At 68.0% G+C, this 25,125-nt stretch carries 22 protein-coding genes, 1 tRNA gene and 2 pseudogenes; 5 read left to right on the forward strand and 20 right to left on the reverse strand.

Going from position 1 to position 25,125, the window contains the following annotated elements:
* Position 1: 1 nt before the first annotated feature.
* Entirely contained in the window at positions 2-634 is a 633-nt protein-coding gene (locus VMD50_RS08780) for a maleylpyruvate isomerase family mycothiol-dependent enzyme (RefSeq protein ID WP_325426842.1), read from the reverse strand.
* A gap of 85 nt (positions 635-719) precedes the next feature.
* Here VMD50_RS08780 and VMD50_RS08785 point away from each other — a divergent pair, with 85 nt between their 5' ends.
* On the forward strand, positions 720-1,355 hold the full coding sequence (locus VMD50_RS08785; protein WP_325426844.1) for a PASTA domain-containing protein: 636 nt from the start codon (positions 720-722) through the stop codon (positions 1,353-1,355).
* A 76-nt stretch (positions 1,356-1,431) separates the two neighbouring features.
* Positions 1,432-1,650 (forward strand): hypothetical protein, encoded by a 219-nt coding sequence (locus VMD50_RS08790; protein WP_325426845.1) that lies wholly within the window; start codon positions 1,432-1,434, stop codon positions 1,648-1,650.
* Between the two features lie 12 nt (positions 1,651-1,662).
* On the opposite strand, the gene VMD50_RS08795 is transcribed toward VMD50_RS08790, so the two are convergent.
* The 8 genes from VMD50_RS08795 to VMD50_RS08830 all read right to left on the reverse strand — a co-directional run bounded on the left by VMD50_RS08795 (position 1,663) and on the right by VMD50_RS08830 (position 11,115).
* A complete protein-coding gene (locus VMD50_RS08795; RefSeq protein WP_325426847.1) occupies positions 1,663-4,926 on the reverse strand; it encodes an arabinosyltransferase domain-containing protein in 3,264 nt (1,087 codons plus the stop codon).
* Positions 4,927-4,932: 6 nt separating this feature from the next.
* Positions 4,933-6,780, reverse strand: a complete 1,848-nt coding sequence (locus tag VMD50_RS08800; protein WP_325426884.1) for a galactan 5-O-arabinofuranosyltransferase — start codon at positions 6,778-6,780, stop codon at positions 4,933-4,935.
* Positions 6,781-6,812: 32 nt separating this feature from the next.
* On the reverse strand, positions 6,813-7,589 hold the full coding sequence (locus tag VMD50_RS08805; RefSeq protein ID WP_325426849.1) for a decaprenylphospho-beta-D-erythro-pentofuranosid-2-ulose 2-reductase: 777 nt from the start codon (positions 7,587-7,589) through the stop codon (positions 6,813-6,815).
* A complete protein-coding gene (locus VMD50_RS08810; RefSeq protein ID WP_325426851.1) occupies positions 7,590-8,954 on the reverse strand; it encodes a decaprenylphosphoryl-beta-D-ribose oxidase in 1,365 nt (454 codons plus the stop codon). It abuts the gene before it with no gap.
* Positions 8,955-8,986: 32 nt separating this feature from the next.
* Positions 8,987-9,352, reverse strand: a complete 366-nt coding sequence (locus VMD50_RS08815) for a GtrA family protein (protein WP_325426886.1) — start codon at positions 9,350-9,352, stop codon at positions 8,987-8,989.
* Positions 9,353-9,457: 105 nt separating this feature from the next.
* Positions 9,458-9,937 carry a GreA/GreB family elongation factor gene (locus tag VMD50_RS08820; RefSeq protein ID WP_325426853.1) on the reverse strand — a complete coding sequence of 160 codons (480 nt, stop codon included), beginning with the start codon at positions 9,935-9,937 and terminating at the stop codon, positions 9,458-9,460.
* Positions 9,938-10,124: 187 nt separating this feature from the next.
* Positions 10,125-10,664 (reverse strand): 6-carboxytetrahydropterin synthase, encoded by a 540-nt coding sequence (locus VMD50_RS08825; RefSeq protein ID WP_325426855.1) that lies wholly within the window; start codon positions 10,662-10,664, stop codon positions 10,125-10,127.
* Positions 10,665-10,719: 55 nt separating this feature from the next.
* The gene (locus VMD50_RS08830) at positions 10,720-11,115 is read right to left on the reverse strand and encodes a hypothetical protein (RefSeq protein WP_325426888.1); all 396 of its coding nucleotides are present in this window, start codon (positions 11,113-11,115) and stop codon (positions 10,720-10,722) included.
* A gap of 40 nt (positions 11,116-11,155) precedes the next feature.
* Here VMD50_RS08830 and VMD50_RS08835 point away from each other — a divergent pair.
* A pseudogene (locus VMD50_RS08835) lies at positions 11,156-12,455 on the forward strand (adenylate/guanylate cyclase domain-containing protein).
* A gap of 212 nt (positions 12,456-12,667) precedes the next feature.
* On the opposite strand, the gene VMD50_RS08840 reads toward VMD50_RS08835, so the two are convergent.
* The 6 genes from VMD50_RS08840 to VMD50_RS08865 form a co-directional block, all read right to left on the reverse strand.
* On the reverse strand, positions 12,668-12,814 hold the full coding sequence (locus VMD50_RS08840; RefSeq protein ID WP_325426857.1) for a hypothetical protein: 147 nt from the start codon (positions 12,812-12,814) through the stop codon (positions 12,668-12,670).
* 271 nt (positions 12,815-13,085) lie between these two features.
* On the reverse strand, positions 13,086-13,916 hold the full coding sequence (gene wzm / locus VMD50_RS08845) for a galactan export ABC transporter permease subunit Wzm/RfbD (protein WP_325426858.1): 831 nt from the start codon (positions 13,914-13,916) through the stop codon (positions 13,086-13,088).
* A 61-nt stretch (positions 13,917-13,977) separates the two neighbouring features.
* Entirely contained in the window at positions 13,978-14,892 is a 915-nt protein-coding gene (gene glfT1 / locus VMD50_RS08850) for a galactofuranosyltransferase GlfT1 (protein WP_325426860.1), read from the reverse strand.
* A complete protein-coding gene (gene wzt, locus VMD50_RS08855) occupies positions 14,889-15,692 on the reverse strand; it encodes a galactan export ABC transporter ATP-binding subunit Wzt/RfbE (protein ID WP_325426862.1) in 804 nt (267 codons plus the stop codon). The genes glfT1 and wzt overlap by 4 nt, the downstream gene beginning before the upstream one ends.
* 10 nt (positions 15,693-15,702) lie before the next feature.
* Positions 15,703-16,236 carry a bacterial proteasome activator family protein gene (locus tag VMD50_RS08860; RefSeq protein ID WP_325426864.1) on the reverse strand — a complete coding sequence of 178 codons (534 nt, stop codon included), beginning with the start codon at positions 16,234-16,236 and terminating at the stop codon, positions 15,703-15,705.
* A 12-nt stretch (positions 16,237-16,248) separates the two neighbouring features.
* A complete protein-coding gene (locus tag VMD50_RS08865; protein WP_325426866.1) occupies positions 16,249-18,219 on the reverse strand; it encodes a DUF6541 family protein in 1,971 nt (656 codons plus the stop codon).
* A gap of 102 nt (positions 18,220-18,321) precedes the next feature.
* Between VMD50_RS08865 and VMD50_RS08870 the strand changes: the two genes are divergently transcribed.
* On the forward strand, positions 18,322-19,518 hold the full coding sequence (locus VMD50_RS08870; RefSeq protein WP_325426868.1) for a cysteine desulfurase-like protein: 1,197 nt from the start codon (positions 18,322-18,324) through the stop codon (positions 19,516-19,518).
* Positions 19,519-19,597: 79 nt separating this feature from the next.
* Here the strand turns inward: VMD50_RS08870 and VMD50_RS08875 are convergent, their stop codons facing one another.
* Positions 19,598-20,566 (reverse strand): NAD(P)H-quinone oxidoreductase, encoded by a 969-nt coding sequence (locus tag VMD50_RS08875; RefSeq protein WP_325426870.1) that lies wholly within the window; start codon positions 20,564-20,566, stop codon positions 19,598-19,600.
* Positions 20,567-20,603: 37 nt separating this feature from the next.
* Between VMD50_RS08875 and VMD50_RS08880 the strand changes: the two genes are divergently transcribed.
* Positions 20,604-20,693, forward strand: a tRNA-Ser gene (locus VMD50_RS08880).
* A 6-nt stretch (positions 20,694-20,699) separates the two neighbouring features.
* Here VMD50_RS08880 and VMD50_RS08885 read toward each other — a convergent pair.
* The 4 genes and pseudogenes from VMD50_RS08885 to VMD50_RS08900 form a co-directional block, all read right to left on the reverse strand.
* Positions 20,700-21,806, reverse strand: a pseudogene (locus VMD50_RS08885) (Rv2629 family ribosome hibernation factor).
* A gap of 47 nt (positions 21,807-21,853) precedes the next feature.
* Positions 21,854-23,089, reverse strand: coding sequence for a lipase LipE (gene lipE / locus VMD50_RS08890; RefSeq protein ID WP_325426872.1), 1,236 nt, complete (start codon positions 23,087-23,089; stop codon positions 21,854-21,856).
* Between the two features lie 26 nt (positions 23,090-23,115).
* Positions 23,116-23,940, reverse strand: coding sequence for a crotonase/enoyl-CoA hydratase family protein (locus tag VMD50_RS08895; RefSeq protein WP_325426874.1), 825 nt, complete (start codon positions 23,938-23,940; stop codon positions 23,116-23,118).
* Between the two features lie 14 nt (positions 23,941-23,954).
* Positions 23,955-25,025: an IS110 family RNA-guided transposase gene (locus VMD50_RS08900; RefSeq protein WP_325426876.1), complete on the reverse strand. Its 1,071-nt coding sequence runs from the start codon at positions 25,023-25,025 to the stop codon at positions 23,955-23,957.
* Positions 25,026-25,125: the final 100 nt, after the last annotated feature.

The following is a 25,125-nucleotide window of genomic DNA, read 5'->3' on the forward strand; positions in this document are numbered from 1 at the left end:
GCTATTTCGTCAGCCGCTTGGCCAGTATGTCCCGGCCGGCGCCGTCGAGGTCGGCGAGCGCCGCGGGGCGCCCCGCCATCGCCATCAGCAGGGCCTCGCCCGGGCCGGTGACCTCGGGTCCGCGGCCGTGCGACCAGTCGACGTCGGTGGCGCGCAGGCGAAGGCCCCGGATCCGGCGTCCGGCGCCGAGCCTGGGGTTGCCGGGCACCAGGCCGAGCACCCGCCGCAGCCGGTCCTCGGGGACGGTGCGGGGCCGGCCCAGCGAGCGCCGGATGTCCTGGTGGTGGATGGTGCCGTCGACGAGCGCGATCATGCCGCCGAAACCCGCGGTCAGCCCCTTCGGTGTGAGGTGGTTGCGCAGAAATTCGAGCAGCTGTTCCGGGCTCAGCGCGGCGAACTCGTCGACACCCACCTGGTTGGCCCGCACGACCCAGCCCTTCGCGAACCGCTTCACCAGCCCCGCGGCGCCCAGTTCCTCGTAGCTGATCACATGTGCCACAACGTCTTTGACGCTCCACTTCGAGCACAGGGTGGGCGCCTCCCAGTCCTGCGGCGTGCACGTGGCGAGGAAGTCGGCGAAGTCGGCCCGTTCGGCGCGGGCCAGGCTCATCAGATTCGCAGGTGTTCGCGTCATCACGTCTCTTTCTTGATCCTGCCGATGGTCGCCCTTTCCCATCAAGGGCCCGGCCGTCCCGCGCCCGTCAGGCTACCCTGACGGGGTGAGCCTCGCCGAGGCCTGGCAGCAGGCGCAAGAGGCGTGGCGCCGGCTCGCCACGCGGAGCGGACGCCCCAACGAGGATGGGCTCGAGGCACTGTCCGACATCGGTGTGGTGCGCCGGATGCTGGACCAAGCCGAGTTGGCGGCGGTCCGGACCGCCCGGCGGCACGGAAAGTCCTGGGCCGAGATCGCCACGGAGCTGGGCGTCACGCGCCAATCCGCGTGGGAACGCTGGCGAGACCTCGACGACTCCCCGCGCGGTGCCCGGTCGACGGCGGTTGGCGGCGCGGCCGCCGAGGCGGTGGAGGTGCGCGTCAGGAAGGCGCCCTGGAGCGCGAAGGTGATGGTGCCCAATGTCGTAAGCCTCGAATGGGTCGCGGCCCGCGAGGCGCTCAACGACAAGGGACTGGTCGCGATGAACGCCCGGCCGGACTTTCCGGCCGAGCCCGGGGAACGAGGCTGGATCGTCACCGACCAGAGCCCCGAGTCCGGCGCGCGGGTCAAGCCGGGATCAGCGGTCCGGCTATGGCTCAACGGTGACGGCGGAGCGGGAGTCCGCGAACCGCGCCGTCCGCCACCGACCCCCCTATCGGTCCGCGAGATGCGGCCCGAACCCCGCGACCAGGCCGTCGGATAAGCCAGCGAGCACGTCGCAAGGATTTCGCAAGCATCTCGCAAAGACTCTGCAAGCGGCCCGCGTCACGCTGCCGGCTATGAGTGCCAACACAAAACTTTCCAAGTTGCGGATGGCGGCCGGCGTGGCCGTGGCTACCGTCGGTCTGTCACTGGCCGGGTCTCTGATGCCGGCCGTCGCGTCGGCTGACCCCTGGGTCCCCTACAGCGGACCGCTGCACCCGGTCCGCCATTACGCCGCGGACGTCCTGCACCCGGTGTGGACCCTCACGCACCCCCTGCGCGCGCTGATTCCGTAGGGCGCGCGCTCGCTAATGGCGAAGCGGGGCGGGGTTCCACAGGCCGCTGCGCGTCGCGGTCCCCAGCTGCAGGCGGGCGGGCTGGGCGCCGGGGTAATACGGCGTCAGGCGTTGCAGCGAGCCCCAATCGCGGGACCAGTCGTCCTTCAGGTACGTGGCCATGGTGGTCGCCTTCACCAGTAGCTCCGTGACGCCCAACGGGCCGCCGCCGTTGTTGTCCATCACCGGCGAGTTGGCCTCCGCGCCGAATCGATCCGGCAGGATGCGCCATTTGGGTGTCTCGTCGACGCCGTTTTGGTGGCCGAACGGTCGCTGGCAGGGGAACGCCAGCCCGACCAGCCAGTCCAGGAATACCGGGTCCTGGGAGCCCACCACGTCTTGCAGGGTGCGCAACTGCGGAATCCGTGGAGGTGTCAGCGCGATCCAGTGCTGCGGCGCCAGGTCTTCGTCGTCGGCGACCAGGCGGATCTGGGTGGCGGCGGTCGGGATGGCGGACATCGCCAGCCGCAGGTTGCGCCAGGCCGGGGACGCCCCGACGTCGGCCAGCTGGAACGACCCGCCGGGGTGCCCGCTGGCCGCCTGGTCGTCGGTGGCCCACTGCACCTGGACCTCGCGGGGGTCGAAGCGGCCGGCGGCGGTGACCACCAGCAGCGGCCCCGCCTTGTCGCGGGCGGGCACTCGATACCAGCCCGAGCGCAGGTGGGCGGGCAATTGGATGCCGGAGCGCCAGCTGCCGAGCACGGGTGTGCGCGCCGGATCGAGGTTGTAGGGCAGCTGGGCCGCCGAGCCGTTGATTCCCGGTGCGGGGGTGGTGCCTCCCTCGGTGCCGGCCTCCGCGCCGGTGGTCAGCCTGTCGTCGCTGACGAAACTGCGGTCGCCGGGACGTTCCATCACCGGGTCGGCGCGGACGTCGGCGGGAATGCCGTTGGGCGTGAACGCTTCCGACAGGCCCGCGCCCAGGGCGTCGGCCACCGGGGCGCTCACGGGCGCAAGCATGCCCGCGTTCGGGTCCTGCTCCACCAGCACGTCCTCGGCCAGCCCGCAGGACTTGCCGGTCAGCGCCTCGAGGTTGGAGCGGCCCACCGTCCACGCGGGGTACTGGTCGATCATCGCCAGGGTCAGCGACGCCACCTCGAAAATGACCAGCAGCCACGTCGCAATTGCCAACGGGGACTGGACAATTCCAGCGAATCGCGCGCCGTAGCGGGTTTTGGATGCGCCGTTGTCGGGATCGACGAAGTGGAACCACGCGGCCAGCAGCAGCATCAGCAGGGTCAGCCCGAGCAGCATGGTGGCGAAGGCGTAGTGCCAGGCCGGGAACGAATTCGACCACGGCACACCAAAATTGGATACATACCACCAGCCGTTCACGCTGGCGAACGACAACGCCACCAGGAACAGCACCACGGCGGCGAACACGGTGCGGTTGCGGCGGGACCGCATCGCCGCGGCCATCACCGCGACTGCGGCGAGCGCGCCCAGCGGTCCGGCCAGCCCGGCGAACACCCCGAAGTGGTGGGTCCATTTGGTCGGCGTGAACATCATCGCGATGAACGAGATGATGGTGATCCCGACGATGCGCCGGCTCGGCCCGGCGGCCGTGCCCGGAATTCGGCCCTTGCGCAACGACATTGCGACGGTAATCCCCAGCGCCAGCACCAGCGCCAGCACGGCGAACCGGCGGGCGACCGAACCGTCCGGGCTCGCCATGAACAGCCGCTCGTAGCGGATGTGTTCGTCGAACCAGCTCAGGCTGGGCCCGACGGCCCGTTTGAGGGCGGTGGCCTTCATCTCGCCGGCAAGTGTCTGGTCGCGGAAGATCAGGATCGTGGTGACGGTGACCGCGGCGAGCAAGGGTGCCACCAGTGGCAGCGCGCCGAACAGTTTGGACCTGCGGTGCAGGATGGTCCGCAGCGGCCCGATCGCGACCAGCAACGCCCCGATCGAGGCGATGCCCGTGGGCCCGGAGAACAGCGTGAGCGCGCCGACGATGCAGGCGATCGCCACCGGCAGCAGCCGGCTGGTGGCCACCGCGCGTTCCACCGAACACCAGGTGAGCAGGATGCCCAGGGCGATGATCGGCTCGGGCCGCAGGCCGTTGTCGAGCGGGAGCCACACCGCCAGGAACATGCCCGCCGCCGTCCACGCCGCCGCCCGATTCGTCTTGACGGCGTGCCCCAGTCGCGGGATGACCTCGCGGCTGATGACCCACCAGCAGGTCAGCGCCATGACCAGGGTGGGCAGCCGCATCCAGATGCTGGTGGTGCTGACGTGGGCCCACAACGCCAGCAGGTCGTAGTACCAGCCGAACGGGGCCTCCGGCGTGCCGAACCAACGGTAGTAGTTGGCCATGTAGCCGGCGTGCTCGGAGACCCGGGCCATGGTCAGGATGTAGCCGTCGTCGGAGGTGTTGGCGCCGACGAAATGCCACCACGTCAACACCGCGATGACGAGGGCGTCGAGACCGCCGATGGACCACCAGCGGGCGGGCAGGAAGCGGCGGTGCCGGGTCCCGTCGGCGGTGTCGAGCACGTGCAGGGCGACCAGGGCGACGCCCGTCAGCACCACCCCGAGGATCATCGCCGCCATCTTCAGCGTGGTGGGGCTGCTGCTGTAGCGGGTGTCGACGGTCGCCGAAAAGCTCAGGCCCGGCGGCGCCGGCCCGCTCAGGTCGGTGAAGACGCCGACGATCTGCGGCCGGAAGTCGTAACCGCTTTTCTCGCCGCGCAGCGGCGAGCCGGGATGCTCGGCGTTGGGCCCCTGCGTCAGGCCGACGAACTCGGCGGTGACCCGGTCGGCGTGCGCGGTGAAGGTCAGCCGCTGGCAGGCCGGGCTGAGCACCTCGCTCAGCGGGGCGGTGACCACCGCGACGTTGCGCACCACCAGTACCAGGTAGTCGTTGGCGCGCTGGATGAGCAGCCCGCGGTCGACGGCCTTGGGGGCCTGCTTGGGCACGGTGGACAACAGCACCGTCTTGCCGGCGTTCTGCGGTCCCGCCAGCCCGGCGGCGGCCTGACACGGCACGGTGACGTTCAAATCGGTGGCGACGTACCCGATCAGCGGGGCGTCGACGCTGTTGAACGTGCCGTTTTGCGGCCAGTTCAGTTGGGCGGTGGTCTGGCTGACGGGCAGCAACGGGGTGGCGATCGCCAGCAGGGCGCCGAGCAGACCGGCGACGATAGCAACCACCCGAGCGATCCGGTGGTTACCTCCCGCGTCGTCCACGGGGGTTGATGGTAGTTGTTCGGCCAAGTCAGCCGGGGTTTCGGTGGCCATCAGCGGTTACACCGCCGGCTTGCGGATGGCCAGCACGAACGGGCCGACGTCGTCGACGGCGAAGCGCGGGTCGGCGAACAGGGCCGCCGGCAGGTCGACGGTGTACCGGCGAACGTTGGGCTGGTTAGGGTACACGTCCTGCGCCAGCCGCAACGTGTAGTTGCTGTTGGCTCCGCGGCGCATGAGGAAAACCGTCGGCGGGGGCCACGGCGACGTGTCCAGCGCGTGGATCAACTCGTCGGCGCTCTTCAGCTTGGACCACTTCCCGATCTGGGCGGCCCGCAGGTCGAACTGGGCCAGCGGGTTGGCGTAGTGGGACGTCAGGCCCTGGAATCCCCAGTAGGGGTAGTACGACAGGAAGCTGTAGTCGGCGGTCATCACCACGATCTGGTCGCGCGGCTTGCCGGTCACCTTGAGGATGGCGGCGTCGATGGCCGGGTAGAACTTCTCGGAGCTCGGCGGTCGCCGGTCGCCGCGCTGGCCGTGGCCGTCGGTGTCCGTGTAGGCGATGGTCAGATCGGGCCGCAGCACGTCGGGGATGTCCTGGCTGAACGCGATCGCCGCGGCCAGGCCGATCGCCCCGGCCACCGGGAATATCGATTTCTGGAGGGCCGGGCGCCGTGCGGCCAACGCCTGGGTGAGCTCCACGAAGCCGAACGCACCGGCGGCGACCAGCAGCACGGACAGCGTGGGCTGCAGCCGGAACGACAGCAGCGTGGTGCGCGCCAGCGTGGTCAGCATCGACAACAGCGACCACAGGTACACGGCGAGCACGCCGATCGCGAGGGCGCCGGCCCGCACCGAGGTGCGGGCGCGCACCACCAGCCACAGCGTGCCCAGCATGCAGACCGCCCCCAGCAGCGAGAACTGCAGCATCGGGAAGGTCAGTTCGGCGCCGTCGGCCGGCAGGTAGTGAAAGGCGCTGCCGCTGTCGCTGACCGGGCTGCGCGCCGCGCGCATCGCGAACGGCAGCCAGGTGGTGCTCGCGATCGCCGCCGCGATGACGGCGATGACGGCCAGCCGGCGCAGCGGGTCGAGCGCGGCACGGAAGCCGTCCTGCCGCCAGCGCGCACCGGCCAGCAGCAGCGCCATCAGCAACGCCGTGAACGCGGTGAACCCGAACAGCAGCGTGTACCAGGTGGCCGTCCAGCCGAGGAAGAGCCCGGCGCCGATCACCGCTGCCCAACCGCCGCGGTCGCCGGCACGCAGGCCCGACCACATCAGCACCAGCACCGGCGGCAACAACACCGTGATCATCGCGGCGTAGGGCTCCGGCGAGCTGTAGGCCAGGGTCACCGCGGCGGTCGCGGCGGTGACGATCAGCGCGTATTGGAAGCGAATCATCCGCCCCCACAGCACCAGCGCGACGGCGACCGCGATGGCGATCGAGGTGATCGCCCACGGCTTGTACATCTCCCAGGCCGGCGTTCCCGTCAGGGCCGCGACGCGACCGCCGATCCAGAACCAGCCCGGCGGGTAGAACGTCGGCAGCCCGAGGTAGGTCATGTCGTTCAGGGCCGGGCTGTCCGCGAGGCGGGTCAGGTATTCGGTGCGGAACTGCTGATCGACGGAGATGCCGAACAGGTACAGCTTCGTGGCGCCCAGCGGCATGCCCAGCGTCACGACGGTGAACGCGGACAGGAACACCAGCCCGCCCAGCCGGGCCAGGACCCGATGACGCCTCCCGCGCCCCAGCCAGCCGACGGCCACGAGCCCGGCCAGGCAGCCGACCTGCCCTACGGTCGTCAGCGCGTGCAGCTGGTTCGACGACGGGAAGGCCGGCCATTGCACGCCGGCGATCGCGATCAGCGATGGCACCGCGACGACGACGGCGACCGCCACCGCCGCGGCCATCTGGCCCGCGGTGGCCAGCGCGTTGCGCACGCTCAGATTGGCAGCTTGCGGAAGACGCTCCGCGGGATGTGTCGCAACACCATCATCACGTAACGGAATGCTGCTGGTGCCCAAACCAATTCCTTACCTTTGGCCGCCGCGGTCACCGCGAGGTTGGCGACGTACTCCTTGTCGACGGTGAGCGGGGCTTCCTTGACGTGCGCGCTCATCCGGGTACGCACCTGACCCGGCCGGATCACCAGGACGCGAACGCCGAACTCGCGCAAGGCGTCTCCGAGCCCCAGGTAGAAACCGTCCAGCCCCGCCTTGGTGGAGCCGTAGACAAAGTTGGACCGGCGCACCCGCTCGCCGGCCACCGTGCTCATCGCGATGATCTGCCCGAAGCCCTGGGCGCGCATCTTCTCGCCGAGCAGCACACCGACCGAAACGGCCGCGGTGTAATTGATCTCGGCGATCTGCACGGCCTTGCGCTGGTCTTGCCACAACTCTTCGGCATCCCCCAAGATGCCGAACGCCACGATGACCACGTCAATGTCTTTGCCGGCACCGCCGGCATTGAAGGCCTGGTCGATCATCTTCGGGTGGCTTTCGGGGTCGGTGGCCTCGAAGTCGATCAGCTCCACCGACCGCGCGCCGGCTGCCTTCATCTGGGCCACCGCGTCGTCCCGGCTCGGGTCATTAGGCATGGCCGCCAGGATGATTCGGGCGTGCGCGTTCTGCAGGTAACGCTCACAGATGGCCAGCCCGATCTCGGAGGTACCCCCGAGCAGCAGGATGGCCTGCGGGTTTCCCACGGCGTCAAGCACCATTTAGAGCAGCTCCAAGCGTCGGGCCATGTCGGAGGCGAATACCCGCAGGGGATCGACCTTGCGGCGCAAGGCGATCCACTCGTCGATGCGCGGATACATGGCGTGGAAGATTTCGGCGGTGGTGCGCGAATCCTTGGCGGTATAGACGCGCCCACCGAATTCCAGCACGCGGCGGTCGAGTTCGTTGAGGAACTCGTTGAGCCCGGGCTTGATGGGAAAGTCGACGCACACGTTCCAGCCCGGGATGGGGAAGCTCAGCGGAGCCTGGTTGCCGGGGCCGAACAGTTTGAACACGTTGAGAAACGAGTAGTGCCCGGACTTTTGGATGTCGCGGATGATGCCCTTGAACTCCTCGACGGCGGTGGTGGGCACGACGAACTGGTACTGGCTGAAACCGGCCGGGCCGTAGGCTCGGTTCCACTCGCCGAACATGTCCAGCGGGTGGTAGAACTGCGTCAGGTTCTGGATCTTGCCGCGGTAGGTTCCGGATTTCCGGTACCACAATTCGCCGATCGACCCGAAAGTGTATTTGTTAGCCAGTCCGTTCGGGACCATGTCGGGAATCGTAAGTAGTTGCGGCGCATCGAATTTCAGCGGATCGCGGCGCAGCTTCGGGGGCAACTGATCAAGCGTGGCGAGCGAGCCGCGCGAAATCGCCGCGCGGCCGAGTTTCGGCGGCGCGCTGATCGCGTCAAACCAGGCGCTGGAATAGGTGTAGTCGGCTTCGCTGCCGTCGCTGTGAAATGCGATGGTTTCGTCCAGGCCGGCGGTGACGTCGCCGTCGGCGATGAAATACGCGGTCTCCGTCGGCGTCATCTCGACGGTGGCCCGCAGGATGATTCCGGTCAGGCCGTTGCCTCCGACCGTGGCCCAGAACAGCTCAGAATCCTCACCGGTCGGGGTGAGGCGGCGTACCTGTCCGTCGGCGGTCAGCAGGTCCATGCTGCGCACGTGGCTGCCGAAGCTGCCCGCGCTGTGATGGTTCTTGCCGTGGATGTCGCAGGCGATCGCGCCGCCGATGGTGACTTGGCGGGTGCCCGGCAGCACCGGCACCCACAGGCCGAACGGCAGCGCCGCCTTCATCAGCTGGTCGAGGTTGACTCCCGCGTCGAGGTCGGCCAGGTTGCTGTCGGCGCTGATCGAGTGGATGGTGTTCAGCCCGGTCATGTCGATGACCAGGCCGCCGCCATTCTGCGCGTTGTCGCCGTAGGAGCGGCCCAGCCCGCGCGCAACCACCCCCCGGCCGCCGGCGTCGGCCATGTTGGCCACGGCTTTGGCGATCTCCTCCGGGTCCGGCGTGGAAAGCACCGTCGCCAGGGAGGGCGCGGTACGGCCCCAGCCCGTCAGGCGCTTGGTGGTGAACATCGTCAAAGAGGCTACCGCCTGGGCGGCAGGGCTCAGCGGATGCGGAAGATTATCGCCCGCTGGACGACGAAGTTGATCACCGTCGCGGTGCCCTGCGCGATCACGAACGCCACCGGTATCGCCCACGAGCGGAAGTGCAAAAGCGCCAGGCAGAGGTGGTTGAGGCCGACCTGCACCGAGAAAGTGATGGCGTAGAGGACCATGACCGCGAGGAATCGCCTGGTGCTCGGCGCCGCCTGAAACGTCCATCGACGGTTGATCAGGTAGGCGGTGATGGTGCCGACGATGAAACTCGTTGCTTTGGAAAGGTCGACCTGCAGGCCCACCAGTTTGTAGAGCACCAGGTAGAGGCTGAAGTCGACGATCCCGGCCAGACCACCGGTGACGACGAACCGCATTACCTGTGTCGTCAGACCCAGGTGTGGGCGCGCGGGAATGGCGCCAGGCTCTGGGGGGATCATTGCGGCGAGTCTATCGGGGCTGGAAGCCGGTGGCCGGCCGAGTTAGCGGGGCAGCTTCACCGAGATGAGCTCGACCTGGTTCTCGCCTTGCGGCGTCGTGTAGGTCACCGTGTCGCCCGCCTTGTGCCCGGCGAGCGCCTGCGCCAGCGGGCTGCGGGCGGTCAACGTCTCGGCCTCGCGGCCGATGGGAGTCTCCTCGACGATGGAAATCACGTGCATGGTGACGACCTCGCCGTCGGGGAACCGCAGGGTCACCTCGGTACCGCCGGGCAGCGCTTCCGAGTCGTCCGCCGGCGACGGCCCGCTCCGCAATCGGCGGTCCAGCTCGTTGATCCGGTCGGCCAGGACGACGAGCTCGTCCGCGCGTTGTATCGCCTCGGCCGCGTCTCCGTGGTCACCGATCATGCCGCGGTCGTTTTTGACCTCGACCTCGAGGCGATCGCGCCGCTGCTTTAGCCGGTCCAGCTCCGCGGCGAGGTTTTCCCGCGCCGCATCCGCCGCCGATTTGGCATTTTTGCTCACGTCAGTTGACCCGATTCCTGTCTGCCGTCCCTTGCTGACCTGTAGCGCTACAGTGTGGCACCACCGCCAGGCAGCCGCCACCTTTCGCGCACGCAAACTTGGTTGTTCTACACATACCCAGTAGGGCGGCGAATATATCCCCGTTTGCTAGTGGGCGCGCGCCTCGGGTCCTCTGGAGGTTTGCGCGCTACACCCAGCCCACGCGGGTCACCGGTCCCGCGGTGAGGGTGACCACGTTGTTGCGGCTTTCCCTCGCCTCGATCCGAGAAACCCACACCCGGCCGCCGGTGGCCAGCTCGACGATGCGCTCGGCCGTCGCGAACGCCCAGGCCGCCGAGCCCTCGATGCCGGTGTTCGCCATGATCCGCAGGGCGACGACGCCCCGCTCCGCCAGCAGTTCGAACAGGTCGCGTTGCGGGTCGTCCTCTGCGATCAGCGTGGTGTGGTCGAACTGGTAGCGCAGTGCCGACCGGACCTCGCTGACGGCGCCGCCGTCCACCACCAGGCCGGTCCCGGGCTCGGCCTCGGCGCAAGCGAACTCGACTTCGAATGCGCGCTCGTAGCCGTGCAGGAAGAAGCGCTTTCCCCGATTGGCCCACGAGCGATGGCAGCACGGGAGTTCGCCGAAAAGCTTGCGTGTGTGGAAGCGCGCCGCCCGGCCGTTCGGTGTGTCGGCGCGGTGCATGGTGGCGACCCACACGCCGTCGTCGAAAGCCGTGTCAGTCATGAGTGCAGCGTCGGCGCAGCGCCTTGAGGGATCCTTGGAGAATTCTTGGCGTGCGCTAAAAAGGTGGTGGCTCGTAGCTGGCCGCGATGCGCTCGGCGCGTCGTGCCGCCTCCGCGGCGAGCCGGGCCTCGTTGACGCCGCGCTCCCAGCTGACGCGGGCGGCGCGTTCCTGAGCCCGGGTTTGTCGCCGGGTGGGCATCATCAGTCCGCGGAATTCTCCCGGCGTCGGCGTGTTCTTCGGCAGCACCAGCGCTCCCGTCGGCACGGCCAGGGCCGGAAACAACAGCGTCCCAAGGGGTTTCGTGACATACTCATGGCCCGACGGTGACGTCCACACCACCGTCCCATCCGGCTCCGGACGATCCCGCCACCCATCCACACCGGCGTAGAAGGTCTTGAGCGGGTGGTGGGTGCGACTGGCCGAATTACTCTCTGACCCAGCTCGTTGCATGAGTCGAAACTCGCCCCGCTCCTCGGCTTACACTTCCGCAATGTTCTCGGAGACCCGCTATGCGATGAACGGGGACTTGCGCGTCGCATACCGCGCGTCGGGTGAAGGTCCTCGCGACATTGTGTTCGTTTCGAACTGGTTCACCACCTGTGAGCTTTTTCCGGAGCTGCCGTCTGTTCAGGGGTGGGTCGAGGCGATGACATCGCTCGGTCGGCTGATCTTTTTCGACCAGCCGGGCACGGGAGGGTCCGATCCCGTCACTCCGGGCGCGCTGCCGACCTTGGAGCTGGGCCGACAGCATCACTGCGGTGCTTGACGATCTCGCAGTTAGCGAAGCGGTCCTCGTCACCATTATCGGGTCCCTCGCCACGGGGGCCCTGTTCGCGGCGACACATCCGTCCCGCACGACAGCATTGGTGGTGCTTGAGGGCTACGCAGACCCGTCGGCCATCGCCGATATCGAGGGAGCCCTCGCCACGGTAGTCGCCATGTGGGGCACCGGGAAGTTCCAGCCCGTTTTTAGTCCGGACATGCCGTGGAACGAGGAGATCCGGACAATGTGGGCCCGAGAAGAACGCATGGCGGCCAGCCCGGCGACGGTAGGTCTCATGATGCCGCTCATAGCCGAGGTGGACGTGCGGACGCTGCTTCCCACGGTCCGCGTACCAACCCTCGTCCTCCACCACACCGACGACGAGTGGCTCCCGCCCGCGCACGGCAAGTACGTCGCTGATCACATACCGGGCGCGAAATACGTCGAGCTCCCAGGCCGCAACATATACCACTTCGTCGAACCTTGGAGACCGTCGTTCCAGGAGATCGCCGAGTTCCTCACCGGCCAGCAGGCTGATGTGGCCGATGATCGGGTTCTCGCCACGGTGCTGTTCACCGACATCGTGGATTCGACGCGGCGCGCGGCGGAGATGGGTGACCGTGACTGGCGTGCCTTGCTTGATGCGCATGACGCCGTCATCCGGTCTCAGCTTGCCCGGTTTCGGGGCCGCGAGGTGAACACATCCGGCGACGGCTTCCTCGCGATGTTCGACGGCCCGCAGCGAGCGATCCGCTGCGCCATGGCAATTCGTGACGCGGTGCAGGCGCTCGGCATCCAGGTGCGTGCCGGGCTGCACACCGGCGAATGCGAACTGCGAGGCGATGACATCAGCGGGATCGGCGTGCACATCGGCGCTCGCGTGAGCGCGCTGGCCGGGCCGAACGACGTGCTCGTGTCAAGCACGCTGCGCGACCTCGTGATCGGGTCAGGGCTGGAATTCGAAGACCGGGGCACGCACCAACTGAAGGGCGTACCCGGTGAATGGCGCGTCTTCGCCGTCACGTAGCTTGTGCACCCGGTGGTAGCGGCAGAGCCGGGTGGTATTGCCGGAATCGGGGCGACACCACACAGACGGGCCAGTGATGCTTCGGATTTGAGCCGGTCAATGTTTTGCCCGGCCGTGGTCAACATTTGTCCGGTCGCTTCGGTGCCCACGCCGGTCACGGCCAACAGGTTGGGCGCATGCTGGGTCAAAATGGCGTCGAGTTCCTCGTTGACTTAGGCGATCTCCTCGTCGAGCATCTGGATGCGTTTGGCCAGCCGCCGGCCGCAACATGCGTCGGGCACCGGCCACTGGGTCGTCGAGGGCAGCGGCCTTGGGAACGCGCAGCTGGGCGCAGCGCGCCACCAAGGCGGCGCGGTCATAGCTGGACAACTTCTCGCGCAGCGGCTCGCGCGCACACCACAGCAGGCCGTGGATTTGGTGAAGTGACGCTCTACGGGCTTTGACAGCGCTGCGCCGGGTCGCTCGGATCAGACGCACGGCCTCAACGTAACCGTCGCGGCATTCGGCGTCGTGGCCGCCGAGTCGATCAAGACCGCTCGCGCGGCATTGATCGCATCAATTGGATCGGATTTACCTTGCCGGCGCCGATCCTGCCGGTGGGTCCACTGACACGACGATCTCGCCGGCGGGCTACACCCAGTACGGCACCCGCGCGCGGTATTGCCGCATCGCGAAGGCGGCCAGCGCCCAGCCGATGGCCGTGAGGGCCAAGACCACCACCCAGTGCCGCAACTCCTGATGGGCGCCCAGCAGGGGGGATCGAACGATGTCGAGATAGTGCAGCAGCGGGTTGAGCTCGACGATGCTCGACCAGCGTCCGGCGCCCTGCTGCCGCAGCGTGTCGTCGTTCCAGATGATCGGCGTCATGAAGAACAGCAACTGCACGACGGAAAACAGCAGCGGGCCGATGTCGCGGTAGCGGGTCGCCAGGATGCCGAAACACAGTGCCACCCAGATGGAATTCAGCACGATCAGCGCCAGGGCCGGGATCACCGAGAGATCGGCCCACGACCACGGCTTGGGGAAGATGATCGCCACGACGAGGTAGATGGCGATGTTGTGGGCGAAGAGGATGATCTGCCGCCACACCAGCCGGTAGACGTGCACGGACAGCGGCGTCGGCAACTGCTTGATCAGGCCCTCGTTGGCGACGAACACGTCGGCGCCCTCCAGGATGGAGGCGTTGATCAGGTTCCAGATGATCAGCCCGAGCGTCACATACGGCAGATGCACGGCCAGCTCGAGGTGGAACAGCTTGGAGTACAAGCCGCCCATCGCCACGGCCGTGGTCCCGGTCGCGATGGTGATCCAGAACGGTCCCAGCACCGAGCGGCGGTAGCGCTGCTTGATGTCCTGCCAGCCCAGGTGCAGCCAAAGCTCGTGACGGCGGAAGCCGTCGAGCAGATCACTGCGGGCGCGGGCAAAGGTCCGCGACTGTGCCGCCGCGTCGACGAACGTCATGTGCGCCGCTCCTCTCCCCCGCAAGCGGGGCGTGCCCCCACGGCATCGTCGCCGGCGCGCGTCATGTGGCTCCTCCGGGCTTGCCGAAGCGCTCGCGGCGCCCCAGGCGGCGCAACCGAATCCACTCGAGCAGTCCCCGGGGGTCGCGGCGGGTCACCAGGAAGAACCAGCCGAACCGCACCCACTCCTGGAACAGCAGCTTGCGCAGGCCCGGCTGCGCCAGCACGTAGCCGCGGTTGCGGTAGGTGAAGAACCGCTTGGTGGCGTCGTCGGGGTACTGGGTGTGCATCCGGCCGCCCAGAATGGGCTTGAATTCGTCGGATCCGCACGGGTGCAGGTAGACCGCGTGCAGGCAGGTGCCGAACGGCAGGCCGGACCGAACCAGCCGGCGGTGCATCTCCACCTCGTCGCCGCGGATGAACAGCCGCAGGTCCGGGACTCCGATCGATTCCAGCGTCGACGCCCGGAACAGCGCGCCGTTGAACAACGACGCGATACCGCGCAGCAGATCCTGCCCCTCCTCAGTGCGCAATTCGCTTGTGCGCCTGCGCCATACGAGACCGCGTCGCAACGGAAACGCCAGCCGCTGCGGGTCGTCCATGTTACATACCATCGGCGATACCTCGGCCAGGCCGTATTTCTCGGCGCAGGCAAGCAATGTCGCCAGCACGCGAGAGTCCTGCGGGCGACCGTCGTCGTCGGCGAGCCACACCCAATCGGCCCCCTGCGCCAGCGCGTGCAAGATGCCGAGCGCGAAACCTCCTGCGCCTCCGAGGTTTCGGCGCGAGCCCAGGTAGGTAGTCGAAACAGGTTGGCCGGCAACCAGATCGCGGACGCGGCCATCAGCGGGGCCGTCATTGTCGACCACGATCAGGTGATCGGGCAGCCGGGTTTGCGAGCTGAGCACGTCCAGCGACTTGGCCAGCTCGTCGGGACGCCGGTGGGTGACCACGACGGCGAAGACCGTCTCACTCATGGCTGTCCGGCGGTCTCGGCCAGCACCTCGCGCACGTGCCGGGCCGCGTCCTCGCCCTCGTAGGCGCGCACCACGTCCTCGATGCCGCCGGACATGCGGATGACGCCGTGGTCGATCCACATCGCGGTCTTGCACAGCCGGGCCAGGAATTCGTTGGAATGGCTGGCGAACACCAGGATTCCGGATCGCTCCACCAGCCTCTGCAGCCGGGACTGGGCCTTCTTCAGGAAGTCGGCGTCCACCGCGCCGATGCCCTCGTCGAGCAGCAGGATCTCGGGGTCGATGCTGGTGACCACGCCCATCGCCAGCCGGACCCGCATCCCGGTGGAGTAGGTGCGCAGCGGCATCGACAGGTAGTCACCCAGCTCGGTGAACTCGGCGATCTCGTCGACCTTGGACATCATCTGCTTTCGGGTCTGCCCCAGGAACAGCCCGCGGATGATGATGTTCTCGTAGCCGGAGATCTCGGGGTCCATGCCCACCCCGAGGTCGAAGACAGGCGCGACCCGGCCGGTGACCTTCGCCCAGCCGCGGGTGGGTTCGTAGATGCCCGAAAGTAGGCGCAGCAGGGTCGATTTCCCGGCCCCGTTGTGGCCGACGAGTCCGACCCGGTCACCCAACTCCAGCGTCATGGTGATGTCTCGCAGCGCCTCGATGACGACGACGTTGGCGTTGTTGCGACCGATGGTGCCGCCGGCCTTGCCCAGGAAAGCCTTCTTCAACGACCGCGATTTGGCGTCGAAGATGGGAAATTCCACCCACGCGTTGTTCGTCTCGATGTGAGGACCAGGACCCGGCACCGTGCCTGCTTTACAGGTATTGACCGTGTCCGGACCCGCCCGGCTTGCCGATGCCCGGGGGCAGCGCGCCCTGGCGCATCTGCTCCAACTGTGCGCGGGCGGCCATCTGCTGGGCGAACAGCGCGGTCTGAATGCCGTGGAACAGCCCTTCCAACCAGCCGACCAGCTGCGCCTGCGCGATGCGCAATTCGGCGTCCGACGGCACGACGTCCTCGCTGAACGGCAGGGTGAGCCGATCGAGCTCCTCGCGCAGTTCCGGCGCCAGGCCGTCTTCGAGCTCGCGGATGCTGGTGGCGTGGATCTCGCGCAGCCGGTTGCGGCTGGCCTCGTCGAGCGGTGCGGCGCGCACCTCCTCGAGGAGTTGCTTGATCATGGTGCCGATCCGCATCACCTTGGCGGGCTGCTCGACGAGGTCGGTCAGGGAGCGCTCATCGGAGTCGTCGTCCGCGTCGCGCATCGCCATGATCCGCGGATCGACGCCGCCTATGACCTCGATGCCGTCGGCGTCCGGGCCGTCGTTGCCATTAGCCAATCCACTCACCATCCTCTTCGGGACCTAAGGGTGCGGCGCCGCGGCGTCTTCGCGCCACTCGTATATCCGAGCCCCACCGTTGTCGTAAATCATCGTCCACGACGTCGACTTATCCAGAGACACTAGCCCGTCGGGCGTGGCAAACCCTCTGACGTTGGGCGTGCTCGTCAAGATGTACCTGATATTGAGCGCCTTAATCGCCTCGACCACCTTCGGATCGGATTCGCCTTTGCGCGCGGACGTCCAGAAGATGTAGCGGTAGTAGCCGGGGCCGGTCTGCTGCGGGAAGTCGTAGTGGGTCCACAACGGGTGCAGGTCGGCCACGGCATACATCCACGTCGTGCCGTCGACGTTCGAGTCGCCGATCAGGGTGTCGTGAGCGCCGGGGAGGGTGGCCAGGTAGGCCATCGCCATGAGGTCTCGCTGGTCGATGATCACCGAGTCGTACTTGTCGCCGAACAGGACCAGGTGCCGGTACAGGTAGTGCCGGGCGGTGAGCACGGTGGCCATCAGAAGAAGGACCGCCGTGGCGGCGGTCCAGACCGGGGAGGGTAGGTGTTTGAAGCGTTCGGTCAGACGTTTGGCCACCAGTACCGCGACCGAGACGATCGTGAACAGCGCGATGGCTGCCATCGGCGTAACCACCATCGTGACCACCGCCGAGAGGCGCCGCGGATCGTTGTAGAAGAACTGGCTGAACTCCTCGATGGCGCGGCCGACGGGATTGCGAAACGGCGCCCCGGAGTAGATGGTCGCCACGGTCAGCACCAGCCAGACGGCGGGTGGCCACCAGATCCGCTTGTACAGCAGGATCGCCATCCCGAGGTAGACCAGCACGAGCAACCAGTATTGGGTCGGGAAATCGTTGAGGTGGCGGGTGTGCAGGAGCAGCGCGTCGATCACGCCCTGCTTTACGCTCTTGAAGCTGGGGAACGCGTGTCCGGCGATGATGTCGGCCTGCCTGAGCACGCCGAGGAATTGCGGCGCCAGTATCAGCGCCGTCGGCACCGCCACGGCGGCAAGGGTCAGACCGTCGGCGAGGCGGCCGCGCACCGGATGCCTGAGCGCATCCAGCAGCCACCAGGCCAATAGGAACAGGATGACGATGAACCCTCCGGTCAGGTGCACCGACAGGACGCCCACCAGCGCCAGCACGGCCGCCGGAATGCGGTCGCGGTGCCGCAGCGTCGAGGCGATCAGAACAAACGTGGGGATCGCGACCCCGTAGGCGGCCAGGTTGGGCATCGCCGCGACGCCGAACTCGATGTAGGGGACCGAGGTGAACGACGCCGAGAGCGCCGCGGCGGTCGCCGAGACACCGGCCGCGCGCCACTGCGTGCTGATCGGGCGCAGCAGGAACCAGGTGAGCATGGCCGCGCTGGCGGGAAACAGCCACACCGAGGCGGCCAGCGAAGTGAGGGTGTAGCCGGTGGTGGGCGCCGCACCGGCGAGCTGACAGTAAACCGCGGTCAGGGCGTGAAAGACCGACGGGTAGTACAGCGGTTGGTGGGTCTCGACGTTCCTGAGCTCGCCCATGTGCGTGGACGACGCCTGGCCGGTGTCGAGGATGAAGCGCACCTCGTTGGCGTGCCAGGCCGCGTCCCAGGTGCTGGGAATGGACTGCCAATGCGTCAGCCCGCGATAGCCCGCCCACATGATGAGCGCCGCCCCCAGCAGCACGCCGGCGGCCACCACCGCCGCCGGCCAGCGTCCGATCCCGCGGGATTCCGCGTCGGCGTCGCGGTAGCGGGACAGCAGCAGCTGCAAACCCGTCGCTACCACGCATACCACCGCGAGCGCAGCCAGCGCAGTCCAACCGTTCCAAGGGATTCCGAGCGCACCGAAGGGGATAATCGCCAGCGCCACAACGCCATACGTCAGCGCCGGGCCAACCGCGATGGCGACCGGCCACGTTAGCTGGGTGACGCGCGCCACTATCACACCCGGCGCGATCAGCAAGAACAGTGCGATCAGCGTTCCGGTCCATAGGCCCACTCGACTAGTATGGCTGCCCGGGTGGCCCGGCTTGCCAATGCCTGAGGGGCGCCCGCTACCGTCACAATTTTCGCGGAATTGCGAAGCTCTAAGGTGGCTGTCATGGCTTACGACGTCGCCCGGGTGCGCGGACTGCATCCATCGCTGGGTGACGGATGGGTGCACTTCGACGCGCCGGCCGGCATGCTAATCCCGGATTCGGTTGCGACCACGGTGTCCACGGCGTTTCGCCGGTCGAGCGCCACCACGGTGGGAGCGCACCCGTCGGCGCGGCGCAGCGCCGCGGTGCTCGACGCGGCACGCGCGGCGGTGGCCGATCTGTTCAACGCCGACCCCGCGGGCGTCGTGCTGGGCGCCGATCGCGCCATACTCTTGTCGTCGCTGGCCGAGACGTCGTCCTCGCGGGCCGGCCTCGGCTACGAGGTGGTGGTCAGCCGGCTCGACGACGAGGCCAACATCGCCCCATGGCTGCGGGCCGCCCATCGCTACGGCGCGAAGGTGAAGTGGGCCGAGATCGACATCGAGACCGGTGAGCTGCCGACCTGGCAGTGGGAGAGCCTGATCGGGAAGTCGACCCGGCTGGTCGCCGTCTCATCGGCGTCGGCGACGCTGGGGACGGTCACCGATCTGCGGGCGATGACCAAGCTGGTGCACGACGTCAGCGGGCTCGTGGTGGTCGACCACTCCGCGGCCGCGCCGTACCGCTTGCTCGACGTCAAGGAGACCGACGCCGACGTGGTGGCGGTGAACGCCCTCGCCTGGGGCGGCCCGCCGATTGGGGCGCTGGTGTTCCGCGACCCGGGACTGATCAGCACGTTCGGCACCGTGTCGACCGACCCCAACGCCGCCGGCCCGGCGCGCCTGGAGGTGGGTGCGCACCAGTTCGGCCTGCTGGCCGGCCTGGTCGCCAGCATCGAGTACCTCGCGGCGCTCGACGAGTCGGCCCGCGGCAGCCGCCGCGAACGCCTGTCGATCTCGATGCAGTCCGCGACGTCGTACCTGAACCGGGTGTTCGATTACCTGATGGTGTCGCTGCGGTCCCTGCCGCTGGTGATGGTCATCGGTCGTCCCGAGGCGCGGATACCGGTCGTCAGCTTCGCCGTGCAGGACGTGCCGGCCGAACGCGTCGTGCAGCGCTTGTCGGACAACGGGATTCTGGCCATCTGCAACGACAGCTCACGCGCCCTCGACGTGCTGGGCGTCAACGACGTCGGCGGCGCCGTGACCGTCGGGCTGGCGCATTACTCGACGACGGCGGAGGTCGACCAGCTGGTGCGCGCGCTGGCCTCGTTGGGCTGAGCGTTATGCCGCGGGGTTAACCTCACTGCGAAAATTCAGGCGGTGGAAATCGCAGCCAGGTTACGCTCGCGAGCCGCCACTACACGGTCAGGACGATCTTTCCGGTCACCGTGCTCGCCACCAGCCGTTGGTGCGCGTCACCGGCTTGCTGGATGGGCATGCGCGCGCCAATGATCGGCCGCACCCGGCCCTCGGCGATCATCGGCCACACCGACGTCGTCACCGCTTGCACGATCTCGGTCTTGCTGTTCGGGCCGGTCACCGGCCGGGCCCGCAGCGTGGTGCCGATGACCCGCGCCCGCTTCATCAGTAGCTTGCCGATGTTGAGCTCGCCCTTCACCCCGCCCTGCATGCCGATGATGACCAGCTGGCCGTCGGTGGCCAGGGCGTCGATGTTGCGGTCCAGGTAGGCCGCGCCCATGATGTCGAGGATCACGTCCGCGCCGCTCTCGTCGCGTAACCGCGCAACGAAGTCCTCGTCCCGGTAGTTGATGGTGATCTCGGCGCCCAGTTCGCGGCAGAACTCCAGCTTGTCCGCCGACCCGGCGGTGACGGCCACGTGCGCGCCCAGCGCCCGCGCGACCTGGATCGCGTGGCTGCCGATGCCGCTGCCCCCGCCGTGCACCAGCAGCAGCTGGCCCTTGCCCAGGTGCGCGACCATCACCAGGTTCGACCACACCGTGCACGCCACCTCCGGCAAACCGGCGGCGTCGACGAGATCCACGCCGTCGGGAACGGGCATCACCTGGCCGGCGGGGACGGCGACGTATTCGGCGTATCCGCCACCGGCCAACAAGGCGCAAACCTCTTGTCCCGCAGACCAATCCGTGACGCCCTCGCCCGCATCGGCGACGACCCCCGACACCTCCATGCCGATGATGTCACTGGCCCCCGGCGGCGGCGGGTATTTGCCGGCGGCTTGCAGCACGTCGGCTCGGTTGACGCCGGCCGCGGCGACCTTGATCAGGACCTCGCCGGGTCCGGCCACGGCGTCGGGCACTTCTTGCCAGCACAGTCGATCGGGGGATTCGGCGACGATCGCGCGCATGCGGGCAACGCTACCGGCCACCGCTACCCTTGTCCGTGGTGGCGTGGCAGAGCGGCCTAATGCACTCGCCTTGAAAGCGAGAGACGGCTAACACCGTCCGGGGGTTCAAATCCCTCCGCCACCGCCAAGCGGGTCAGTGCAGGGTCGGTGCGTACCGAAGCACTGCGCCGACACCGTCGGTCGGTGCGACTCGCTCGTCGGCGTGCAGCAGGGACGCCCCGACCGAGACCGCGAACAGCGGCAGCGCCTCGTCGGCCCGCAGCGTCTTGGCCGCCGCGGCGCCCTGCTCGGACAGCACGTTCTCGTTCGGGGCGATCGTGGTAAGACCCTCGTCGGCGACGACGGTGGCATCGCCGACGTCCCCGACGATCAGCGTCTCGACCGCGCCCTGGCGCAGCGCGGAGCTGACGGCGTCGAGGCCCTCGGCGGCCAGCCCGGATTGCCGGCCGCTCTCAGCGGTGAAGCGCTGCGCGGCGTCGTCGATCGTCCGCAACCTGCGCTCGACGAACTCGGCCTCGATGGCTCGTTCGATATCGCCGGAATCGTGGCCGCTGTGCCGCGCCCCGACTTCGAGCGCCACCGCGCGATCCCGCAGCCGTTCCGGCAGGGTGCTCAGCAAGTCCGAGCGCGACCGCACCTCGCCGACGACGAAGATCACGTCGATGCCCATGTCGTCCACCAGCTCGCCGACGCGGTCGGCGACGGCGCGCACGTTCTTGTGGGCGGCCTCGTCGCTGCGCAGTTGTGGGCCGCCGTATCCGGCGGTCTCCGCCCCGGCCGCGTGGTGCACCGGCCGGCCGCCGCCGTCGACGGTTTCCGAACGCAGCGTGCCGCCGATGTGGGTGGTGATGTCGGCCCCGCTGTGGTCGACCTCCACCAGAACATAGTCGGGGTGATCGAAGCTGAGCTCGAGAATCGGCACCAGATAAGGCAATTCGGACACGCGGACGATGGTGCTCGCGGGCGGCCGCGCCAAATGCTGGTTGATCACCACGCCGTCGGCGCCGGCGATCACCGCGCGCCCGCTGCGGCCGATCGGCGGACGCAGGTTCAGCACCGCGTCCTCGATACCGTCGATAACCGCTTAGTCAGCGCCCAGGCCCTCGAGCTCTTCCTTCACCGCGCGCCACTTCAGGGAGAGCTGAGCCTCGGCGTCGTGTGTGTCATGCGAGTCGTCGAAGTAGACCGACGCGAACGGCCCCGGCGCGTCCAGCAGCCTACGGAAGCGGTCAGAGTCCATGCGCAGTTGGTTGCCCCGCTCGTCGGGAGGCAAACACTCGGGCGGGCTCAACCGGTCGGAATCTCGGCGGCGATGGTGTCCATCAGGGCGGTGTAACGGCGGATTTCCGGGTCCCGGCCGGGCTTGCCGCTGCTGATCACACCGGCGGCCATGCTGCGCTCGGGGTCGGCCCAGATCGCGATGTTGGCAAGGCCGAGGTTGCCGAACGCCTTCGCCGCGTTGCGCCCGAACGGCCCGAAGCGCTTCGTTCCCAGCATGTACCCGGTGCCCCAGCGGGCCGGCTGCAGGCCGACGGCGAAATCCGGGCGCAGCCGCCGGCATTCCTGTACCGCCCCGTACATCCGCTCCGGGCTGATCATCCGCACGCCGTCGAGTTCGCCACCGCGACGCCACATTTCGGCGAAGCGCGACAGCTCGTTCGCCGTCGAGATGGTGTTGGACGACGGCACCACCGTGGACAGGAACGCCGGGGTGTTGGTGTACGGGATGATCTCGTGCACCGTGCCGCCGATCGCCTTGCGGAAGATCGCCGCGATCACCGGCGGCAGGGGCTTTCCGGTGGCGTGGCTGGGCGCGACCAACGGGATGTCCTCCTCGGCGACGCCGAAGTTGGTCCACCGGAAGCCCAGCGGGTCGAGAATCTCGGCGGCCAGGATTTCGCGGATGTCTTTACCGGTGGCGGCGTACACGATTTCGCGCATCAGCGGGCCCCAGGTGAGCGCGTGGTAGATGTGCACCAGTCCCGGCCGGTACAGCGGTCGCAGCTTGCCCAGCTGCTCCTGGGCGTACTCGTGGTCGTCGGCCCGCCGCAGGTCCGGCTTGGGTCCGGTGGGGAACGGGACACCGGCGCTGTGGGTCAGCACGTGCCGGATCGTGGTGCGGTGCTTGCCGTGGCTGGTGTAGCTGGGGATGTACTCGCACACCCGGTCGTCGAGCGCGAAGTGTCCCTGTTCGACGAGCATGTGCACGACGGTCGCGGTGATGCCCTTGGCCGCCGAGTACACGCAAAACGGCGTGTCGGTGGTGGCGGGGATCTTCTCGGCGTCGGGCGGGTCGGTGGGCGCGTTGCCCCAGCCGTGGCCGATCGCGCGGTTGAGCACGACGCGGCCGCGGTGCCGGATGGCCAGCTGGACGGCGGGGTGGAAGCCGGCCCGGTACCAGTGCCGCGCGGCCCGCCAGATCCGTTCGACGGCCGCGCTGTCGATCTGGGAGTGGTCCTCGTCGCCGATGGTCGTCACGGAGTCCAGGTCGGCCGGGACGCGGATTCTGCCGTCGGGATTCACTTCAGCGAGAGTAGCCGAGGGTTGAGCTACTCCCCGGTGAACTGCGGCGGGCGCTTGGCGAACGTCGCCGAGATGCCCTCGGTCAAGTCCTTGGACGGCAGAAAGGCCGCGTTCCAGGCGGCGACGTAGCGCAGGCTCTCCGACACCGCCGCGATGCGTTGCTGGTCGAGGACGTCCTTGATGCCGTTGACCGTCAGCGGTGGGTTGGCGGCGATCTCGGCGGCGGTGGCGTGCGCGGCGGCCAGCGTGGCATCGGCGTCGTCGTAGACGTCGTTGACCAGCCCGATCTTCTCGGCGCGGGCCGCGTCGATGTCCTTGCCGGTCAGCGCCAGTTCGCGCAGGTGTCCGTCGTTCAAGATCAGCGGCAGGCGGGCGAGGCTGCCGACGTCGGCGACGATGGCGAGCTTGACTTCTCGCACCGAGAACTTGGCGTCGGCGCTGGCGTAGCGGATGTCCACCGCGGAGATCAGGTCGACTCCGCCGCCGATGCACCAGCCGTGCACCGACGCGATGGTCGGCGTCCGGCAGTCGGCGACGGCGCTGATCGCAGCCTGCATGCGCTTGACCTCGCGGTGGAAATCCGCGCGCGGGCCGGCCAGCGCGTCGCCGGAGAGCAGCGGGGTGAAGGACCCGCCCATGGCGGGCACGTCCAGGCCGTAGCTGAAGTTCTTGCCCGATCCGGTGATCACGATCGCCCGCACGTCGCGGTCGGCGTCCAGCGCCGCGAACACCTCGGGCATCTCCGACCAGAACGCGGGCCCCATCGCGTTGCCCTTGCCCGGCCCGATCAGCGTCACCTGTGCAACATGGTCTTTCGTTTCGATGGTGACGGATTCGTATGTTTCGCCCATGAGTTTCTCCTATGTCAAGCCGCTACCGGTTGGCAAGGCTGATTTCGATTTTGGTGGTCGGTGTGGAGGTGCTGGAAGACGACACGAGCCAGCCGGCGTTTGAGGCAGCGCAGTGCCTCGGTGTTGGAATCACCGAGGTTGATGCGTTTGCGGTAGTACGTCTGGCCGAGTCCGTCGAGACGGATCTGGGTGACGGCGATGCGGTGCAGGGCGGCGTTGAGTTGACGATTGCCCGAGCGGGTCATCCGTACCCGACCGGCAGTATTGCCCGACCACACCGGGATGGGAGCGACTCCGGCGTGACGGGCAAAAGCCGCCTCGCTTTTGAACCGGATAATCCCGGCGGCCTCGCCGACGAGTTTGGCTGCGGTCAACTCCGCGCAGCCAGGAAGAGCCAGCAGCGCCGGCGCGGCGGAGCGGACACGATCACCGATACGCTTGGCCAACGCGTCAATGGTTTCGGTAAGCCTGGTGATGTCAGCCAACTCGTCGCGAGCCAGCTCAGCAACCAGGCCCGGCTGCTCAGACAGCCACGTACTGAGCAGCCGACGGTGCTTGGCCAAGTCCAGTGAACGTGGCTTGGGTGCGCGTTCGGGGTCGAGTTCATGAACCCGCCATAACAAGCGGTTGATCGTCGACGTCCGTTGCGCGACAAGGTCTTCACGGCGATCCACCAGGAGCTTAAGCTCGCGCGAAACCTCGTCGTGAGAAGCCACGGGAAGGTCCGGTTCACGCAGCAACGCCCGCGCCACTGCTAGGGCGTCGATGGGATCAGACTTACCCCGGGTCCGCGCTGACGCTCGGGTCTGGGCCATTAACTTCGACGGGACCCGTACCACCTGCTGGCCGGCCGTCAACAAGTCGCGCTCTAGGCGCGCCGACAGATGCCGACAATCCTCGATGGCCCACACCACCTCGGCGCCGAAGCGCTCTCGAGCCCACCGCAACGCCTGATGATGCCCCGAGCTGGTGGCCCGGACGACCTTCTCAGCCAGCTTCTTACCGACCGAATCGACGGCCACAAAGGTGTGCGTGCGCTTGTGGACATCGGCTCCAACAACAACCATGGTGGTTGCCTCCTTCACTGTGAGGTGACGGTTGGGCCGGTCGGCGGACACATCTCAGTGGGGGCGATGCCACGCTCCTATCAAGTCACGCCGGCCGGTCCTTCACACCTGATGCCGA

Origin of the sequence: Mycobacterium sp., assembly GCF_035506235.1 — a bacterium.
Taxonomy (GTDB): domain Bacteria; phylum Actinomycetota; class Actinomycetes; order Mycobacteriales; family Mycobacteriaceae; genus Mycobacterium.